The organism is Massilia aurea (genome assembly GCF_040790145.1).
Taxonomy (GTDB): Bacteria; Pseudomonadota; Gammaproteobacteria; order Burkholderiales; family Burkholderiaceae_D; genus Telluria; species Telluria aurea_C.
Window position 1 is genome coordinate 519,989 of sequence record NZ_JBFMMP010000001.1, and the last position, 16,297, is coordinate 536,285.

Annotated in this window: 16 protein-coding genes; 6 read left to right on the forward strand and 10 right to left on the reverse strand. The window is 65.9% G+C overall.

Annotation, left to right across the window (positions count from 1 at the left end; genetic code table 11):
- Window position 1 precedes the first annotated feature (1 nt).
- Complete coding sequence (locus AB2N08_RS02215) at window positions 2–259, reverse strand: XapX domain-containing protein (protein ID WP_367608969.1); 258 nt, start codon at window positions 257–259, stop codon at window positions 2–4.
- Window positions 260–426: 167 nt separating this feature from the next.
- Between AB2N08_RS02215 and AB2N08_RS02220 the strand changes: the two genes are divergently transcribed.
- Window positions 427–1,350 carry a LysR substrate-binding domain-containing protein gene (locus AB2N08_RS02220; RefSeq protein WP_367608970.1) on the forward strand — a complete coding sequence of 308 codons (924 nt, stop codon included), beginning with the start codon at window positions 427–429 and terminating at the stop codon, window positions 1,348–1,350.
- A gap of 39 nt (window positions 1,351–1,389) precedes the next feature.
- On the opposite strand, the gene AB2N08_RS02225 is transcribed toward AB2N08_RS02220, so the two are convergent.
- The 7 genes from AB2N08_RS02225 to AB2N08_RS02255 all read right to left on the reverse strand — a co-directional run bounded on the left by AB2N08_RS02225 (window position 1,390) and on the right by AB2N08_RS02255 (window position 8,909).
- Window positions 1,390–2,091: a pirin family protein gene (locus tag AB2N08_RS02225; RefSeq protein ID WP_367608971.1), complete on the reverse strand. Its 702-nt coding sequence runs from the start codon at window positions 2,089–2,091 to the stop codon at window positions 1,390–1,392.
- A gap of 214 nt (window positions 2,092–2,305) precedes the next feature.
- A complete protein-coding gene (locus AB2N08_RS02230; RefSeq protein WP_367608972.1) occupies window positions 2,306–4,783 on the reverse strand; it encodes a TonB-dependent receptor plug domain-containing protein in 2,478 nt (825 codons plus the stop codon).
- Window positions 4,784–4,825: 42 nt separating this feature from the next.
- Window positions 4,826–5,329 (reverse strand): RidA family protein, encoded by a 504-nt coding sequence (locus tag AB2N08_RS02235; RefSeq protein WP_367608973.1) that lies wholly within the window; start codon window positions 5,327–5,329, stop codon window positions 4,826–4,828.
- Window positions 5,330–5,366: 37 nt separating this feature from the next.
- Entirely contained in the window at window positions 5,367–5,777 is a 411-nt protein-coding gene (locus AB2N08_RS02240) for a c-type cytochrome (protein ID WP_367608974.1), read from the reverse strand.
- Window positions 5,774–7,360, reverse strand: coding sequence for an NAD(P)/FAD-dependent oxidoreductase (locus AB2N08_RS02245; protein ID WP_367608975.1), 1,587 nt, complete (start codon window positions 7,358–7,360; stop codon window positions 5,774–5,776). The genes AB2N08_RS02240 and AB2N08_RS02245 overlap by 4 nt, the downstream gene beginning before the upstream one ends.
- Before the next feature lie 378 nt (window positions 7,361–7,738).
- Window positions 7,739–8,470 carry a hypothetical protein gene (locus tag AB2N08_RS02250; protein WP_367608976.1) on the reverse strand — a complete coding sequence of 244 codons (732 nt, stop codon included), beginning with the start codon at window positions 8,468–8,470 and terminating at the stop codon, window positions 7,739–7,741.
- Window positions 8,471–8,570: 100 nt separating this feature from the next.
- Entirely contained in the window at window positions 8,571–8,909 is a 339-nt protein-coding gene (locus AB2N08_RS02255; protein ID WP_367608977.1) for a c-type cytochrome, read from the reverse strand.
- Between the two features lie 246 nt (window positions 8,910–9,155).
- Between AB2N08_RS02255 and AB2N08_RS02260 the strand changes: the two genes are divergently transcribed.
- Window positions 9,156–11,294, forward strand: a complete 2,139-nt coding sequence (locus AB2N08_RS02260; RefSeq protein WP_370662387.1) for a TonB-dependent receptor domain-containing protein — start codon at window positions 9,156–9,158, stop codon at window positions 11,292–11,294.
- 108 nt (window positions 11,295–11,402) lie between these two features.
- On the opposite strand, the gene AB2N08_RS02265 is transcribed toward AB2N08_RS02260, so the two are convergent.
- Window positions 11,403–12,335 (reverse strand): LysR family transcriptional regulator, encoded by a 933-nt coding sequence (locus AB2N08_RS02265; protein WP_367608978.1) that lies wholly within the window; start codon window positions 12,333–12,335, stop codon window positions 11,403–11,405.
- Window positions 12,336–12,442: 107 nt separating this feature from the next.
- Here AB2N08_RS02265 and AB2N08_RS02270 point away from each other — a divergent pair, with 107 nt between their 5' ends.
- The 3 genes from AB2N08_RS02270 (at window position 12,443) to AB2N08_RS02280 (ending at window position 14,828) form a co-directional block, all read left to right on the forward strand.
- Entirely contained in the window at window positions 12,443–13,651 is a 1,209-nt protein-coding gene (locus AB2N08_RS02270) for an MFS transporter (RefSeq protein WP_367608979.1), read from the forward strand.
- A gap of 147 nt (window positions 13,652–13,798) precedes the next feature.
- Complete coding sequence (locus tag AB2N08_RS02275) at window positions 13,799–14,269, forward strand: ankyrin repeat domain-containing protein (protein WP_370662394.1); 471 nt, start codon at window positions 13,799–13,801, stop codon at window positions 14,267–14,269.
- A gap of 106 nt (window positions 14,270–14,375) precedes the next feature.
- Window positions 14,376–14,828 (forward strand): hypothetical protein, encoded by a 453-nt coding sequence (locus tag AB2N08_RS02280; RefSeq protein WP_367608981.1) that lies wholly within the window; start codon window positions 14,376–14,378, stop codon window positions 14,826–14,828.
- 2 nt (window positions 14,829–14,830) lie between these two features.
- On the opposite strand, the gene AB2N08_RS02285 is transcribed toward AB2N08_RS02280, so the two are convergent.
- Window positions 14,831–15,322 (reverse strand): GNAT family N-acetyltransferase, encoded by a 492-nt coding sequence (locus tag AB2N08_RS02285; protein ID WP_367608982.1) that lies wholly within the window; start codon window positions 15,320–15,322, stop codon window positions 14,831–14,833.
- Between the two features lie 86 nt (window positions 15,323–15,408).
- On the opposite strand from AB2N08_RS02285, the gene purU reads away from it, so the two are divergent.
- Window positions 15,409–16,284, forward strand: coding sequence for a formyltetrahydrofolate deformylase (gene purU / locus AB2N08_RS02290; RefSeq protein WP_367609434.1), 876 nt, complete (start codon window positions 15,409–15,411; stop codon window positions 16,282–16,284).
- Window positions 16,285–16,297: the final 13 nt, after the last annotated feature.

Consider the following 16,297-nt stretch of genomic DNA (forward strand, 5'->3'; position numbering starts at 1 on the left):
GTCAGGCCTGCGGCGTGTCGTCACCGGCCGGCTTGACGGCGGCAACGCCCGTGATCTTCGGCTTGCATTCGCTGGCGAACCAGCTGGCGGTAATCGGCGCGCCATCGAGCAGGCGCTTGGCGACCGGCACGATCTGCTCGCCGACCAGCATGCCCAGCAAGCCGATCAGCGCGATGGCCGGCGGCGCCGGCGAGCGCACATTGATCAGGCCATACAGCAAGCCGGCCAGGATGCCGGCGCCCAGTGAAATCAGGTACATGCACTGCTCCTCATGCGGATGGCGCCGGAGCGGCGCCTGACCCATCGAAGTATCGCCAGCGGCCAGCAGTGGCGATAGAATCAGAATGCTATTTTCGCGCCCGGGGGCTTGGTGCCGGGGAAGCTTGCCGCTACCATGGCTGGACCTTGCCCCACCAGGATTGCTACTTGCTCAAACTTAGCCTCGACGCCCTCCAGATCATCGACACCATCGCCCGCCGCGGCTCGTTCGCCGGCGCGGCCAAGGAACTCTTTCGCGTACCGTCGACCATCTCGTACACCGTTTCCAAGCTCGAGGACGACCTGGGCGTGCGCCTGTTCGACCGCTTCGGGCCCAGGGTCACGCTCACGCCGGCCGGCCACGAACTGCTGAAAGAAGGCCGCTACCTGCTGCGCGCCGCCGGCGACCTCGAGTCGCGTGTGCGGCGCGTGGCCTCCGGCTGGGAAACCGACTTCGCCATCGGCATGGATTCGGTGCTGGCCGCCGGCAGCCTGCAACCCGATATCGAAGCCTTCTACAAGGTCGCCGACCACACGCGCCTGCGCATCGTGCGCGAGTCGCTGGGCGGCACCTGGGACGCCCTGCTCGACCGCCGCGTCGACCTGCTGGTGGGCGCCGCCGGCGACGGGCCATCGGGCGGCGGCTACACGGCCGAACCGATCGGCGCCAGCAGCTTCGTGTTCGCCGTCGCCCCGCACCATCCGCTGGCGGGGGTAAAACACCCGCTTGACAAGGCCGACCTGCTGCCGTACCGGGCGATCACGGTGTCCGATTCGGCGCGCGTGCTCGGCGCGCGCACCGTGGGCATCCTGTTCGGGCAAGACACGCTGGCCGTGCCCGACATGCGCACCAAGTACGAATTCCAGGTGCAGGGCCTGGGCTTCGGCTTCCTGCCCCAGGCCTGGGCCAGGCCCGCCATCGCGCGCGGCCAGCTGGTCGAAAAGAACGTGGTGGAACCCAAGCCCGATGAAACCTTCTACCTGGCCTGGCGCAGCACCGAGGATGGCGCGGCGCTCAAATGGTGGATCGACAGAATGCGCACAAGTTCACCGTTCGCGCGCATGGTCGTTGATCCTTGTCCGGCCGTGTGAGCCGGATGCCGCCCCCGTTGCAGGGGCGGCAGACATGCCTTACTGTGGCAGGTCGAATACCAGCACTTCGGCCGCTTCGGCCTGGCCAAGGGTCACGGCGTCTTCGCCGGTGATCTTGAGCGCGTCGCCGCCGCTCAATGCCACGCCGTTGACGGTGATCTGGCCACGAATCACGTGCACGTACGCCTGGCGACCGGCTGCCAGCGCGTGGCTCACGCCATCGGCGCCGTTGAAGATGCCGGCATAGATCGAGGCGTCCTGACGGACGGAGACCGAGCCTTCGCGGCCATCGGGTGACGCCACCACGCGCAACTTGCCGGTTTTCGACGCCGTGTCGAAGTGCTTTTCTTCGTAGCGCGGCTCGGCGCCGGTCACGTTCGGCTCGATCCAGATCTGCAGGAAGTGTACGCCTTCGGTTTTCGAGCCGTTGAATTCGCTGTGCACGACGCCCGAACCGGCGCTCATGATCTGCACGTCGCCGTAGCGCAGCACCGAACCGTTGCCCATGCTGTCCTTGTGCTCCAGCGCGCCCTCGAGCACGTACGAGATGATTTCCATATTGCGGTGACCGTGCGAATCGAAGCCGCGGCCGGGCTGCACATGGTCTTCATTGATGACGCGCAGCGGACCGAAGCCCATGTGTTTCGGATCGTGGTAATGACCGAACGAGAACGTGTGCTGCGAATTCAGCCAACCAAAACTTGCGCCACCGCGTTCATTGCTTTTACGGACGTTCAACATAATGTGCTCCTTTTCAAGGTGATGGGATCATCGAGCCACTCGATCAGCCGGTATTCTGCGCTGCTGAGTAGTATCTCGAAGCGATGGAGTCATTATGCGCGGGTCGCGCCGCGAACAAAAACGGGTAATTTCTGCTGCTATCATCGAAATCTTCGAACATAAAAAAAGGGGCGACCTGCAGGCCGCCCCTTTTCGCTGATTCACTTCAGCCCGATCAGAACTTCAGACCGGCGCGCGCATAGTAATACCCGCCATTGATGCCATACGGCGAGAATCCCGGATAGATCGTCACCGCGCCGTTGTCCAGGTTGGCGCGCTGCTCGGCCAGGATCAGTGGATTGATCTTGTTCGGGTACTCGTTGAACAGGTTGTTCGCGCCCAGCGACAGGCTCCAGGCCTTGCTGATCTGGTAGCTCACTTCCAGGTCGGTCAGCAGCTTGGCCTTGATCCGGTTTTCGCGGAACACCGCGCCGTCGGTCGAGAACTGTTCGGACGACTTGCCGAAGTAGTTCTCGCGCAGGTTCACGGTCCAGTCGCCCATGCGCCATAGGGCGCCCAGGTTCACGCGCACTTTGGGCGAGGCCGTTTCCAGGTGCGAGATCGCGGTGGCGTCCAGCAGCGTCTGCGCACCCAGTTGGGTCGGCGCCTGGTTGATCTTGATGACCTCGACCTTGTTGTAGTTGGCCGCTGCCGACCAGTCCACGCGGCCGTAAGTGCCGTAGTTACTGCTCAGGGTCGCCACCACTTCGGCGCCGCGGCTGCGGGTATTGACGGCATTGGTGAAGATGTTGATGCCGGTTTGCACCACGGTCGGGTCGAGCACATTGCCGTTGGCCAGGATCGCCGCCGTGACGGCCGGCGAATTGATGGCGCCGCCCGAACCGTACAGCGAGCCGCTGCCGACGATGCGGTCGCGGATCGTGATCTGGTAGGCATCGAACGTGACAGCCACGCCAGCGGCCGGGTTGAGCACCAGACCGGCGCTGATATTGGTCGACGCCTCGGGTTTCAGGCCGTCGATGCCCACCAGGCGCGCGCCCGGCGAATTCGGCGCCAGTTGCACGAAGGCGCTGCGCGGCGAGACGTTGGTGGCCGAGTAGAACGACTCGGCCAGCGTCGGCGCGCGGAAGCCATTGCTGTAGGTGGCGCGCACGGCCACGTCCGGCGTGAAGTCGTAGCGGCTCGTCAGTTTGCCGACCTTGGCGTTGCCGAAGTCGCTGAAGTCCTCGAAGCGCCCGGCAAGGTCGACCGTCCAGCCGGCGACCGGCTGCACCGCAATATTCACGTAGGCTGCCTTGTTGTCACGGCTGTGCCCACCCGCATCGGTGAGCGAAAAGCCCGGATACGATTGCGAACCTTCCTTGTAGCGCGAGGCGGCGTCGCCGGCGACGATGGTGTAGGTGTCGCGGCGGTGCTCGAGGCCCAGCGCCAGCGTCAGCGGCGTGGCCATGCCCACGTCGAATTCGCGGTTCAGGTCGAAATTATTGGCCCACTGGCTGGCCTGGAATTCGCCGGCCCTGAATTCGTACGGGGTCGAGCCGGTGTCGGTAAACAGCGAGATATTGGCCGAATTGGCCACGCCCAGCTTGGCGACATCCTTGCCGTAGGTGCTCGACAGATCCCAGTTCCAGTCGCCGAAGACCTTGCCCTTGATGCCGAGCGTGAATGCGTAGTCTTCTTCATCGAACGTCTCTTGCGGGCTGAAACCGAACGGATAAATGGTTGGCAGGCGGTTGGGCATGCGGTAGTTCTCGAACGCGCGCGCCTCCTTCTTGCCATAGGTACCGAAGCTGTACAGTTCGGTGCCGCCGCCCAGGTCGACCCCGAAGTTGGCGGCGAAGATGTGCTGGCGGTACTGGGCGTCACCCTGGATCTTGTTCAGGTAGGGGTAACCGGGCGCATTCACGAGCGACGGCATCTCGGCCATCGTGGCCGGGTCGACCACGCGCGGATCGATGCCGCCGCGCTCCGAGAAGCCGTGGTATTTTGTTTCGGCTGTCAGCGACAGGTAGGCATTGGTGAACGGGGTCAAACCGATATTGGCCATGCCGTCGCCCGTGTGGCCGCCGCCGTCCATGTAGGCGCCGCCATTGACGTTGGCGCTGCCGCCGCGGTTGTTGGACTTGAGGATGATGTTGATGACGCCGGCAATCGCGTCGGTGCCGTACTGCGCGGCCGCGCCATCCTGCAGCACTTCGACGCGGTCGATCGCTGCCACCGGGATAAAGTTCAGGTCGGCTGCGGCGCCGCCCTGGAACGCGCCGGCCAGCACGGCCAGGTTGGCGGTGCCGTGACGGCGCTTGCCGTTGACCAGCACCAGCGTGTTGTTCGGGGACAGGCCGCGCAGTCGCGCCGACAGCGTCATCGCCGCCATGTCGCTGCCGAAGGCCTGGGCGTTGAGCGACGGCAGGTTCTGGGCCAGCGCCTGGATCAGGTCCGGCTGGCCGGTGCGGGCCAGCGACGAGGCGTCGAGCACCTGGATCGGCGAGGCGCTGTCTTCGACCGTCAGGCCGGCGGCGCGCGTACCGGTGACGATCACGATGCCGGTGCCGGCCACTGGCGGCGCATCGGGCACAACAACGCCGGCCGGGGCCTCGGCGACCGCTTCGGCCGGTTGGCCGGCGGCGTGGGCAGCCATGCCCCAGGACAGCAGAGCGGCAGCGACACTGGTATGAATGATGGTCTTGTACATGGTTGTTCCCTAGTTTGAGTTATTGGTCAGGCACCGCACCGCTTACTTCTTTGCTGCTACCACTTCGATTTCCACGAGCCAGCCGGGATTGCTCAGGCCCGCCACCTGCATCACAGCGCGCGCCGGCAGATTGGGCTGGGCGCCGCCAAAGAACTGGGTGTAGCCGGCCATGAAGCCGGTCACGTCGGCGCGCCCCTTGTGCGCCGGATCGCCCACCAAAAACACCTGCATCTTGACCGCGTCGCCCATGCCGAGGCCCATGCCAGCGAGGATTTCCTTGATCTTCTGCAGCACGCCGACCGTCTGCGTTTTGGTGTCGCCAAAGGCCGCGATGGCATTCGGATCGGCTGCCTTGTCGACGATCGGCGGCACCTGGCCGCTGATGAAGTGGATGGTTGCGCTCGGTGGAATCGAGACGGCCAGGGCGATCGGGAAATCCGAGTTCGGGATCTTGTGGCGCACGATGTCCTGGGCATGTGCAAGCGCGGGCGCCAGCAGCAGTGCTGCGGCCAGGGCGGAGGCGGAACGCAGGGCAGTAAGAGTCATCAAATAGTCTTTCATTGGCGTGGGAAGAAAAAGGGAATCAGTGCTTGTTGCCGAAGCGGCTGCGGCTGGCCGGCGCGACCTGCAGCGCGGTGCGCCGCGCTTCGATCTCGGCGCCTGCAATGGGCGGCGCCTTGTTGCCCCAGCTGGTGCGCGCGTAGGTGAGCACGGCGGCGATGTCAGCGTCATCCAGGCTGCCGCTGAAGTCGGGCATGCCGCCGCGGCCCTTGAGCAACACTTCGGCTACCTCGTCCAGCGGGCCGATCGCGATCGGGCTGGCGACGAGCGCCGGGAACGCACCGGCAATGCCGCGGCCATTGGCCTGGTGGCAGGCTGCGCAATTCTTGGCGTACAAGGTCTTGCCGTCCGCCGGTGCCGGCGCCGGTGCCTGCGCCCGTGCGGCGCCGGCGCACAGGCAGGCGATCGCCAGTGCATAGGAGACTGCCTTCATACGCTGGCCCTCCGGTGCAGCTGCTCGACCTGCTGCCACGCCGATTCGATGGCGCCGGCTTGCCATCCAGTGAGGTAACTCAGGTGTTCGCCAGCAAGCAGCACACGGCGCTCGCCTTCGAGCAAGACCGGATAGGCGCTCTTGCGCGCGGCGTCGTTCCATTCGGCCCAGCCGCCCAGGCTGTATTGCACGCGATGCCAGGCCACCGAGAAGCTGTTCTCGTAGGTTGAACGGTAGGCCGGGAAGATCTTCTCGCCGGCCGCCAGCGCGAACTCGGCGCGTTCCGCTGGCGTCATCCCGCTGACCTCGATCGCGTCGAGCGCGTAGTTGTAGTAGCCGAGCACCACGCCCTTCTTTTGCTGCCAGCCGCCGGATGGCAGCGAGATCGTGTTGATGCCTTTCAGGTCGGTGAGCACGTGGCCACCGTAGATATGGTCGTCTTCTTCCCAGAAGCGGCGCCCCATCTGCAGGCCGATCTTGCCGACCGGCGCGTACGGGACGGCCTTGATCGCGGCCTTGAAACCGTCGGAGAAATCGGTGTCGATCATGCGCAGCACCGACAGCGGCACCGTGCACAGGCAATAGTCGGCCTTCACGCTCGAAAGCTTGCCGCTGACGGTGTCGCGCACGTCGATCGTGACTTCGCCCTCGCCCTGGCGGATGCGCTGGACCTCGGCGTTGTAGCGAATGTCCTTGCCGAGCCGCCTGGCGAACGCGCGTGGAATCGCGTCCATGCCGCCGACAGGCTGGAACATCGTGGCGTGCATCGGGAATTCCTGCACCGCGCTGTACACCTTGCCGACCTTTGCCGCCAGCAGGTCGCGAAACGCGAGCGGATCGGATGGCGTGCCGGCGCCCGGCACCAGACCGGCGCCAGGGTTGGTGGCAAAGCCGCGGCCACTGCGGCCCTTGTAGGCCAGGTCGCCCACGTCCAGTGCACCTTCGCGCTTGAGGTAATCGAGCAGCAGGCGCTGGTCATCGCCTGTCAGTTGCGTATCGAGATGGTGGCCGGTGACCGACTTGGCCAGCAGCTCGGCGACGTGGCCGCGCATGTCGGCCTTGATCTGGGCGCCGCGAAGGCGCTGCTTCGACAGCGGTCCGCCATCTTCAAGGTACACGTAGGCGTGGTCGTTCTCGTTGACCATCACTTCGAGCGGCACCTTGAACTGGCGCGCGTAGTACAGCGTGGACTGGTGGTCGAGCGGAATGCGCCATGGGCCGTGGTTGATATACTGGCCTTCGTCGAAGCGGCACGCCTGGGCTTCGCCACCGAGTTCCTGCAATTTGAAACCCTTGCGCGCCGTCTGGCAGCGCCCGCCCGCATAGGGCCGCGCCTCGAGCACCTGGACCTGGTAGCCCAGCTTGCCCAATTCATAGGCGGCCGTCAGGCCGGCCAGGCCGGCGCCGAGCACCACGACTTTCTTGCCCTTGCCACTGCCGGTCAGCACCGGCGGGGTGGTCACCTTGGACGCGATGCCCATGCCCCAGGCGTTCATCGAACGCATCAACAGCGCCGAACCGCCAACGGCGGCGGCGCGGTACAGAAACTCACGTCGGGTGAGCGACGGTGTCAGACGATCCATTCATACCTCCACTTAGCGTTACTGGAAAGACCTTGAAACTAATGGCCTATCAGCAATACCTGTGCCAAGCGGGTAGAAAAAATGAACGTCCCAACACTATTAAAATAAAGTTTATCTAAACTTTCTCCGAATGTAAGTCCGGTGTAAGCCACTTTATGCAGACGGAATTCTGTTTCGCTCGACCCCCATTCGTATTTACGCAATCCGGGTTGCAGACCGCAACCCGTTGTGAATCCGGCGTGCAGACTCTATTAAAATCAACGGTGAAATTTGACCGGCGGTACCGATTCAGCGGTGCGCACGTGTCAGGGGCATGACATGTCAATACTGCACTGTTGTGGCGTAAATACGCACCCGGATGGATGTGGTCCAGGGCGCTTATTTCGAAGCTGGCGCGCCGTCGCGCTCGAGCCAATAGTTGAACTGGCCGTAGCTGGGGATAGCGCCGGGCGCGCAATCGGCGAAGTGATCGCGCAGCATCTGGCGATAGGCGGCGGTGCGTGAGAACTGGGGATGCGTGGCGGCGTAGTGTGCCGCCGCAGCCACGAACAAGGCGCGCAGCGCGGCGTCGGTATTGGTGCCGGCGTTGGCGCCGCTCGTCGCATCCTTGCGCGGGCGCCCGCGCTTGACGCCGGCGCTGGCCGCCCGCGTCTTGCCGCGCGCGCCAGAGTTGGCATAGTCGGGCAGCAGCGCATCGATCGTCTGGCCCCGCTCCCAGTAGCGGCGCAGGTAGCGCATGACGCTCGCACCCGAGAGAGCATGTTCGGCGCTGTAGGCGATGAGCATGGCCGCGCGCGGGCGCGGCAGATACACCTGTGGCAAGTCGCGATGCAGTGCACTCACGGCGTGCCATGCCTTCATCTGCAGGCGGCGGTGCTTGTCGGATGGGGGCGCAAGCCGCGCCGCACGATAAGGATCGGTCAGCAGAAGGCGGGCCCGGCGCGCAGTCACGTCCGCCACCAGCACGCGCAGCGGCGTCGCGCGCGGCGTGGCGCTCACCCGCCGCAGCGCGAAGGTATAGGCCATGCACTGCACCTCGTCGATCCAGAGAATCCGCAGCACCTGGCCCGGGGGATCGAGGTATTCGATGACATCGTTTTGCAAGAACATGGCCCGCTCCTGGCGTTCAGTTCCTTGCATATATGCAAAGAACGCGCCAAGTGGCCAGGCCGGGGTCAGGCAGACGCCGCCGGGCGACGCCGCCGACAGGTCATTTCTGCGCCAGGATCCATTTCGCCAGCACCTTGGCGTCGGCTTCGCTCACTTGCGGATTGGACGGCATCGGGATCGGGCCCCAGGTGCCGCTGCTGCCCTTCAGGATCTTCTGGACCAGGCGCGCTTCGGCGCCGCCATCCTTGGCGTACTTGGCAGCGACATCCTTGTAGGACGGGCCGACCAGCTTGGCGCCAACGGCATGGCACGCCATGCAGGCCTTGGCCTTGGCCAGGTCGGCGTTGGCCTGGGCGGCGGGCACGGCGGCAACGGCAAGCGTTGCAGCCAGGGTCAGGCTCAGGGTCAGGCTCAGTGTCAAATTCGGGGACTTCGTCATGGGGCTCCAGTGGGCTGGTTGGTCATAGGGCGTCGCACCCTGTGCGGGTACGACCCGACATGATAGCTGGAAACACCACGGAACGGGCCGCACCAGGCGCCGACGCCCGCCGTGAAACAAGGAGCCAAAAAATAGCAATGGGAATGATTCGCATTAGCGTTTAGAATGGCGTCGTTCTGCGATCTTTACATTTCTTTACGTATGTACGCGGAACATTATTTCTAACTATAAAACGGACGCCTGATAATGACCCACCTTCTGCCTGCCCCGCGGCTTGCCCGCACCTTCCTGAGCCTTGCCATCGGCGCCCTGCCGCTGGCCACGTTCGCCAATGCGCTGCCGGCCACCATGCCGACCGTGGTCGTGACCGCGTCCGGCTTCGAGCAGACCATCCGCGAAGCGCCGGCCTCGATCACGGTGCTGACCCGCGAGCAGCTCGAGAAGGAACGCTTCGGCAGCCTGGCGCAGGCGCTCGAGAGCGTGGAGGGCATCGACGTCGGCGCCGGCGGCGACAAGACCGGCGGCATGAGCATCAGCATCCGCGGCATGCCCAGCGACTACACGCTGATTCTGATCGACGGGCGGCGCCAGAACGCGGCCGGCAATGTCACGCCGAACGGTTTCGGCGGCACCTCGACCAGCTTCATGCCGCCGGTCGGCGCCATCGAGCGCATCGAGATCATCCGCGGGCCGATGTCGACGCTGTACGGCTCGGACGCGATGGGCGGCGTGATCAACATCATCACGCGCAAGGTCGGCAAGACCTGGGCCGGTTCGGTCGCCGCCGATTACACGCTGCAAGAAGAATCGTCGTTCGGCGATGTCAAGGGCGCCAAGTTCTACCTGAACGGCCCGATCGCGGCCGACGTGCTGGGCTTGTCCGTACGTGGCAGCACCCTGCGCCGCGACGAGGCCGCCATTTCGTACAACGAGATCAATCCGGCCCGCCCGCTGACCCAGAACGCCAACCCGGTCAAGCAGCAGGTCGACAACCTGGGCGCGCGCCTGGCGTTCACGCCAAGCCGCAACCACGAATTCATGCTTGACGCCGACAAGACGCGCCAGACCTACGACAACACGCGCGGCCAGCTCGGCACACTGGGTACTGGCGGTTACGGCCCCGAGCAGAAGTACAACCGCGAGCAGTACACGCTGTCGTACAAAGCGCGCCTGCCGTTCGGCACCTGGGACAGCAGCTATATGGTGAATAACACGGAAACCATCGGCCGCACGATCCCGCCCGGCACGCCCGGCGCCGTGGCGGGCACTGCGCGCGCGCTGGAAGTCGAAAGCAAGGTGTTCGACACCAAGCTCCTGGTGCCGTGGGGGAACCACCTGACCACCATCGGCGCCCAGCACTGGGATGCCGAGATGGTCGACGGCGTGGCGCCGCAGGCGTTCGCCTTCACGCAAAAAGCGCTGTTCGTCGAAGACGAGTGGCGCCTGCACGAACGCGTCTCGCTGACGCTCGGCGCGCGCTATGACGACCACAGCATCTTCGGCGGCCAGACAAGCCCGCGCGGCTACCTGGTCTGGAGTGCCTCGCCCCAGTGGACCTTCAAGGGCGGCGTGAGCAAGGGTTATAAAACCCCGCGTGTCGAGCAACTCACGCCCGGCATCAACGGCTTCGGCGGCCAGGGCACGATCCCGCTCGTGGGCAGCCCGAGCCTGCAGCCGGAAACCAGCGTGACGACCGAACTGGGCGCCTACTTCGACAACGGCGCCGGCTTGACCGCGAACGCCACCGTCTTCAACAACGACTTCAAGGACAAGATCACCAGCGGCACCGGCCTGATCAACTGTACCCACCGTCTTGCGCCGAACCGCCCGGGCTGCGTCAGCTTCGGCAACTGGCCGAACGTCGATGCCTTCGGCCAGTCGATCAACGTCGACGAAGCCGTCACGCGCGGCGTCGAGCTTGCCACTCGCTTCCCCATCGCCGCCGGCTGGGCCGCCAGCGCCAACTACACCTATACCGACAGCGAGCAGGAAAGCGGCGACAGTGCCGGCAAGCCGCTGTCCGACACGCCCAGGCACGCGGTCAATGCCCGCCTGACCTGGGACATCTCGCCAAGCTGGAATTCGTGGCTGCGCGCCGAGCACCGCAGCGAACGGTTCCGCGATCCGGGCACCTCGGCGGCCACCCGCGCGACCAAGGAAGCGCTGGGCGACTTCAAGGGCTATACGATGCTGCACCTTGGCACCAGCTACCAGTTCACACCGGCCATCACCTTCAATGCCGCGATCTACAATCTGCTGAACAAGGACTTCGTCGACTACCGCCCATACCGCACCACGCCGACGGCCGCGCCGACCTATACCAGCGTGTACGTCAACAATATCGACGGGCGCCGCCTGTGGCTGTCGATGAACGTCGACTTTTAAGGCTCAGGTGAACGGCGCCGGGCCGCACAGCGCCTGGGTTGGCCCGGCATGTTGACTGCGCCGGATCGTGACCGTGCCGCTGCGTGCGCGGCGATCGCTTGTGAGCGCTCAGTCGTGCGCCAGGCGCAGGTCGGGATCGGCCGCGAACACGCCGGCCAGCCAGGTGGCAAATGCCTGCAGACGCGGATTGGCGATGCGCCCGCGCGGGTACAGCAGAGACACCGGCATCGCCGTCGGGCACATGTCGGGCATCACCACGGTCAGTGCGCCCTGCGCCACGTGCTCGCGCACCTGGTAGCGCGCCAGTTGCGCCAGGCCCAGTCCCTGCAATGCGCATAGCAGGTTCGCCTCGGCGTCGTTGACGGCGATGCCGCCGTGCATCGGCACTTGCGCCGCGCCGCCCGCACCTTCTCCCTCCCCTGCCAGCGTCCACTCGAATGCGCGGCCGGTGCGCCCCGAGAAATGCACGACCGCGTCGTGCTGGCCCAGTGCGTCGACCGTGGCCGGCACCCCGCGCCGCGCCAGGTAGCCGGGCGTGGCGGCGATCACGAAGCGCATCAGGCCGATCCGGCGCGCGACCAGGCTCGAATCGGGCAAGTCGCCCACGCGCAAGGCGCAATCGATGCCTTCGGCGGTCAGGTCGACCAGGCGGTCGCCCAGGCTGATGGTGAGATCCAGCGCCGGATACGCCTGGCGGAATTCGCCGATGCGCGGCAGCACCACGGCGCGCCCGAGTGCGCCCGGCAAGTCGATGCGCAGCCGGCCCGCCATGCGCCCGGCCTGGTCGCCGAGAAAATTGGATTCGGCGCTGTCGATCGCGGCCAGGATGGCGCTGCAGTGGGCATAGTAACGCTCACCCTCGGGCGTGAGCGACAGCCGGCGCGTGGTGCGCTGGATGAGTTGCGCGCCAAGGTAGCGCTCGAGGTTCTGCAGCGTGGCCGTCAGCGAGGCGCGTGGCAGGTCGAGCGACGCGGCGGCCCGGGTAAAGCTGTTTGCCTCGACGATGCGCACGAACGTCTGCATCGCTTTCACCTTGTCCATGATTGTTCATATTAAGTGAATTGTATAAGCGCATTATGCCCTGATTATCTGCGCGCTCGAACTGCCTAGAATGGATGCATCACCTCATCCAACCCACGGAGCTCCCAATGAACGCACCCAGGTCACCAACGTTGTCGTCCGGCATGATCATGCTGCTGGCCGCCGCAGCCGGCATCATCGTCGCCAACCTCTATTACGCGCAGCCGCTCGTCGGCCCGATCGGCGCCGCGCTGGGCTTGCCGCCCGCGGCAGCCGGACTGATCGTGACGCTGACGCAGATCGGCTACACGCTGGGCTTGCTGTTCATCGTCCCGCTCGGCGATCTTCTGGAAAACCGGCGCCTGATCGTCACCGGCTTGCTGGTGACGAGCGGCGCCCTGCTGGTGGCGGCCACCGCGACGGCGGCCTGGGCCTTCTTGCTCGCGGCCTTGACCATCGGCCTGGGCGCCGTGGTGGCCCAGGTGCTGGTGCCGTTCGCCGCGCACCTGGCGCCGGAAGCGACGCGTGGCCAGACCGTTGGCAAGGTGGTCAGCGGCTTGCTGCTCGGGATCATGGTGGCGCGGCCAGTTGCGAGCGTGCTTGCCGGGCTTGGCGGCTGGCAGACCGTGTTCGGCATCGCCGCCGCACTGGTTGCCCTGCTGGCCGTGGTGCTGCACATCAAATTGCCCCGGCGCCAGCCGACCGCAACGCAACCGTACGGGCGCCTGATCGGTTCCTTGTGGCCGCTGCTGGCCACGACCGTGGTACTGCGCCGCCGCGCGCTGTACCACGCCGGCCTGTTCGGGGCGTTCAGCCTGTTCTGGACGGTGGCGCCACAGGCGCTGGCCGGCCCGGCGTTCGGCCTGTCCCAGAACGGCATCGCGCTGTTCGCCCTGGTCGGCATGGCCGGCGCCGTGGCCTCGCCGGTGGCAGGTCGCCTGGCCGACGCCGGCCATACGCTGGGCGCCACCGCCATCGCGCTGCTGGTCGGCGCACTGAGCTTCGTGCTGCCGTTCTTCGCGCCGGCCGCCAAGCCGGTCGCGCTGGGCTTGCTGGCCGTGGCCGCGATTGCGCTGGACGCCGCCGTCGCCGCCAACCTGGTGCTGGGCCAGCGCGCGCTGTTCGCACTGGGCGCCGACATGCGCAGCCGCCTGAATGGCCTGTACTTCGCGCTGTTCTTTGCCGGTGGCGCCTTGGGTTCGGCGCTGGGCGGCTGGGTGTATGCCGAACACGGCTGGCACGCGGCGCTGGCGGTCGGGATGCTGCTGCCTGCGCTGGCCTTGCCGGCCTGGATCATGGAAGCGGCCGAACATGCCGCCGCACGCCAGCGCGCGTAGCTCACGCCTGCGATTAAGATATGTTTTAATCAATCTTTATCCCAGAATCTGGAGCACCCGATGCACACGAACGACCACGGCGCGATTCCGACCCCAACGCCGACGCCAACGCCGACGCAGGCCGAGCTGGACGACGCCGCGCTGAACATGGCCCGCAATATGTTCCAGTACGCGCGCTCGGGCGACGCCGACCACTTGGACGCCTTCCTGTCGCGCGGCCTGCCGCCGAACCTGCGCAACGAGAAAGGCGACAGCCTGCTGATGCTGGCCAGCTACCACGGCCATCTCGACGCCACGCGGGTCTTGCTGGAATACGGCGCGGACCCGCACCTGATCAACGATGCGGGGCAAACGCCGTTGCACGGCGCCGCGTTCAAGGGAGATTTGCCGGTGACGACCCTGTTGCTCGACAAGGGCGCGCGGCCGGACTTCGCCGGCCCGTCGGGCCGCACGGCGCTGATGTTCGCCGCGATGTTCAACCGGGTCGCCATCGCGCAGTTGCTGATCGAGCGCGGCGCCGACCCGGCGGCGCGTGACGCCGCCGGCGTGACCGCCCACGATGCGGCGCTGCGCATGGGGGCCGCCGACACCGCCGCCCTGCTGGCGCCGGCAGGCTGATCCATCCGCCGTCACGCGCCGCCACGCACCTGCCGCTCGAGTGCGCCACTATAATCATGGGCGCTCCCAAGCATGGGACGTGAATCCACTTACCCGAAGGACCCCGATGAAAGCCCTGCCCCTGCACATTCCCCTGATCGTCCTGCTGCTGGCCAGCAGCACTGCGCTCGCCAACGACGCTGCGCTGCTTACATGCCGCGCCCTGACTGACACCCCCTCGCGCGTCGCCTGCTACGACGCGATTCCAGTGGGCGTCGCTGCACCTGCTGCTGCCCCGGCGCGTACGCCTGAGCAGAACTTCGGCATGGAAGCGGTCAAGCAGCGCGAAGCGCAGCCGGCGTCGATCCGCAGCACGGTCATGGGCGACTTCGACGGCTGGGGCCCCGGCTCGCAGATCCGCCTGGCCAATGGTCAGGTATGGCGCATCATCGACGGCAGCGACGCCGTCCTGCCGCGTACGAAGGATGCGCCGGTCACCATCGAGCGCAATGTGTTCGGCACGCTGTTCCTGAAGGTTGACGGCGGCAACAGCTCGGCCAAGGTGCGCCGGGTGCAGTAAGCCTAGGCCGGTGTGCGCACCATGTACACCGCGCCGGGCGGATAGGTGTGCAGGCCGGCGTCGCGCGTCGACGTGATGCGGTAGCCCAGCGCGTGCCAGAAGCGTGTGCTGTCCTGCACTGACACCAGTGCTGAATGGCCCAGGCCCATCGTGCCGGCCAGGCACAAGGCTTCGGCCATCAGCGCGCGCGCAATGCCGCGCCCCTGCGCGCGTGGGTCGAGCGCCAGGTCGTGGAGGTACAGCGTGTCCGCGTCCTGGGCCGGGCTGAATGGGGCGCCGAGATCCGTCACCAGTCCAAGCCGTGACGGATAGGCAAACAGGTAGCCGCAGAGGCCATCGTCGTCGCAACCCGCCAGGCACGTTCCGCACGCCGCTGCCATGCGGGACAGCACGATCGCGGCCGGCTCCTGCATCGCCGGGGGATAGCAGGCCGCCTGGATGCGCAACACGGCATCGAGATCGGAGGGCAGCAGCAGGCGCGTGGTGACGGGCATGGCGGGAAAAAAGCGGGCATCGTAGCATGCTCTTGACGCCCGCCGCAGCATCGCGCATTCTAGCTGTCTTGACAATATCGCCTCAGATCACCATGCCAAGTCGTCCCGAATACATCCTCCACGCCAGCTGCCCGGCCGGCATCGGCATCGTCGCCGCCGTCGCGACCTTTCTGGCCGAGCGCGATTGCTATATCTGCGCGCTGGAACAGTTCGACGACGATTCGACCGAGCGCTTCTTCATGCGCGCCGTGTTTCGCCAACAAGACAAGTCGCCGTCGATCGACGCCATCCGCGACGAATTCGACCTCACGGTCGCCAGGCGCCTGGACATGGGCTGGAAAATCTTCGACCCGCTCGACCCGGTGCGCACGGTGATCATGGTCTCGAAGACCGATCACTGCCTTGACGATCTGCTGTACCGCCGCCGCACGGGCGAACTCAATCTGCAGATCACGGCCGTGGTGTCGAACCACCTCGACCTGCGCCCGATGGTCGAACGCGAAGGCATCCGCTTCATCTTCCTGCCGGTGACCAAAGAAAACAAGGCGCAGCAAGAGGCGCGGCTGCTGGAAATCGTCGACGAGACCGACTCGGAACTCGTGATCCTGGCGCGCTACATGCAGATTTTGTCCGATGGCCTGGCGCGCCGCCTGGCCGGCAAGTGCATCAATATCCACCACTCGTTCCTGCCCGGCTTCAAGGGCGCCAAGCCGTACCAGCAGGCATTCGACCGGGGCGTGAAACTCATTGGCGCAACCGCGCACTACGCCACGCCCGACCTCGACGAAGGGCCGATCATCGAACAGGTGCTCACGCGCGTGGACCACAACTACCGGGTCGACCAGCTCACCCGCGTGGGGCGCGACAACGAATGCCTGGCGCTGGCCACGGCCGTCAAGTTTCACATCGAGCGGCGCGTGTTCGTCGACGGCAACAAGACCGTCGTCTTCCGCGGCCCGTGACAACGCTGCGCCA

What these genes read in the sequence shown, in the direction of transcription:
- AB2N08_RS02215 (WP_367608969.1), bottom strand. Translation starts at nt 259, where the DNA reads ATGTACCTGATTTCACTGGGCGCCGGCATCCTGGCCGGCTTGCTGTAT.
- AB2N08_RS02225 (WP_367608971.1), bottom strand. Translation starts at nt 2,091, where the DNA reads ATGTTGAACGTCCGTAAAAGCAATGAACGCGGTGGCGCAAGTTTTGGT.
- AB2N08_RS02230 (WP_367608972.1), bottom strand. Translation starts at nt 4,783, where the DNA reads ATGTACAAGACCATCATTCATACCAGTGTCGCTGCCGCTCTGCTGTCC.
- AB2N08_RS02235 (WP_367608973.1), bottom strand. Translation starts at nt 5,329, where the DNA reads ATGACTCTTACTGCCCTGCGTTCCGCCTCCGCCCTGGCCGCAGCACTG.
- AB2N08_RS02240 (WP_367608974.1), bottom strand. Translation starts at nt 5,777, where the DNA reads ATGAAGGCAGTCTCCTATGCACTGGCGATCGCCTGCCTGTGCGCCGGC.
- AB2N08_RS02245 (WP_367608975.1), bottom strand. Translation starts at nt 7,360, where the DNA reads ATGGATCGTCTGACACCGTCGCTCACCCGACGTGAGTTTCTGTACCGC.
- AB2N08_RS02250 (WP_367608976.1), bottom strand. Translation starts at nt 8,470, where the DNA reads ATGTTCTTGCAAAACGATGTCATCGAATACCTCGATCCCCCGGGCCAG.
- AB2N08_RS02255 (WP_367608977.1), bottom strand. Translation starts at nt 8,909, where the DNA reads ATGACGAAGTCCCCGAATTTGACACTGAGCCTGACCCTGAGCCTGACC.
- AB2N08_RS02260 (WP_370662387.1), top strand. Translation starts at nt 9,156, where the DNA reads ATGACCCACCTTCTGCCTGCCCCGCGGCTTGCCCGCACCTTCCTGAGC.
- AB2N08_RS02265 (WP_367608978.1), bottom strand. Translation starts at nt 12,335, where the DNA reads ATGGACAAGGTGAAAGCGATGCAGACGTTCGTGCGCATCGTCGAGGCA.
- AB2N08_RS02270 (WP_367608979.1), top strand. Translation starts at nt 12,443, where the DNA reads ATGAACGCACCCAGGTCACCAACGTTGTCGTCCGGCATGATCATGCTG.
- AB2N08_RS02275 (WP_370662394.1), top strand. Translation starts at nt 13,799, where the DNA reads ATGGCCCGCAATATGTTCCAGTACGCGCGCTCGGGCGACGCCGACCAC.
- AB2N08_RS02280 (WP_367608981.1), top strand. Translation starts at nt 14,376, where the DNA reads ATGAAAGCCCTGCCCCTGCACATTCCCCTGATCGTCCTGCTGCTGGCC.
- AB2N08_RS02285 (WP_367608982.1), bottom strand. Translation starts at nt 15,322, where the DNA reads ATGCCCGTCACCACGCGCCTGCTGCTGCCCTCCGATCTCGATGCCGTG.